Here is a 1,489-nt window from a genome sequence, read left to right as displayed (position 1 = left end):
ATCAGTAGTCAAAGAATAAACCTTACCATCAACAGTAACATTAATCAAAGCATTAGCTACAGGATTACCATTCTCATCAACAAGCACACCATCAATTATCATGGTTTTACCCACCTTAACAGTTCCAAGAACATTTACAGTTAACTTAACACCTAACTTACCAACATTAAAGCTAGTAAAATTAGTAAAACTTGTGTAATTATCATTACCAGCAAAACCAACAACAACACTAACAGAACCAGTACGAACAGTAGTATAAACCATACTCCAACCACCAGTACTATTAACGGCTATATTAAATTGTTTACCATCAACAGTAACAGTAACCTGATTTATTCCAGTATAATTAGCTAACTGACCACTAATAGTGGCATTTTCACCAATTTGAACATTATCAACAAGAATAGTAGAATTAGTACTGCTCTTATTTGCCATATTGACTATGAAATTAGTTGTATTAGTAAAACTTGTGTAATTTTCATTACCAGCAAAACTAACAACAACAGTTAAATTACCAGTACGATTAGTAGTATAATTTAATACCCAATAACCAGAACCATCAACAGCAACATTAGCAAATGTTGTACCATCGACAGTAACAGTAACCTGATTTATTCCAGTATAATTAGCTAACTGACCACTAACAGTGATATTATTGCCAATATTTACAGGATTAGGATTAACAACAATAGTTGAATTAGTACTGCTCTTATTTACCATATTTACTGTGAAATTAGTTGAATTAGTAAAGCCTGTGTAATTATCATTACCAGCAAAACCAACAACAACACTAACAGAACCAGAACGAACAGTCGTATAAACTACACTCCAACCACCAGTACTATCAACAGCTACAATAAACTGTAGACCATCAACAGTAACAGCAACTTGATTTATTCCAGTATGATTAGCTAAAACACCACTGATAGTGACATTATTGCCAATACTTACAGGGTTAGGACTAACAACAATAGTTGAATTAGTACTATTCTTAGCTACTGTGAAAGTTGTAGAATTAGTAAAGCCTGTGTAATTATCATTACCAGCAAAACCAACAACAACACTAACAGAACCAGAACGAACAGTCGTATAAACTACACTCCAACCACCAGTACTATCAACAGCTACAATAAACTGTAGACCATCAACAGTAACAGCAACTTGATTTATTCCAGTATGATTAGCTAAAACACCACTGATAGTGACATTATTGCCAATACTTACAGGGTTAGGATTAACAACAATAGTTGAATTAGTACTATTCTTAGCTACTGTGAAAGTTGTAGAATTAGTAAAGCTTGTGTAATTATCATTACCAGCAAAACTAACAACAACACTAACAGAACCAGTACGAACAGTAGCATAATTTAAACTCCAACCACCAGTACTATCAACAGCTACATTAAACTGTATACCATCAACAGTAACAGTAACCTGATTTATTCCAGAATAATTAGCTAAAACACCACTAATAGTAGTATTTACACCA

Annotated in this window: 1 protein-coding gene; it reads right to left on the bottom strand. The window is 33.1% G+C overall.

Annotated features, from left to right (window positions below; genetic code table 11):
• On the bottom strand, window positions 1-1,489 hold a 1,489-nt coding region (locus tag MBCUT_RS11085), incomplete at both ends, for a beta strand repeat-containing protein (RefSeq protein WP_169805338.1).

Source organism: Methanobrevibacter cuticularis (assembly GCF_001639285.1).
GTDB classification, from domain to species: domain Archaea; phylum Methanobacteriota; class Methanobacteria; order Methanobacteriales; family Methanobacteriaceae; genus Methanobaculum; species Methanobaculum cuticulare.
The sequence above is the reverse complement of the archived record's forward strand: the minus strand, read 5'-3'. Positions and strand labels throughout refer to the sequence as shown.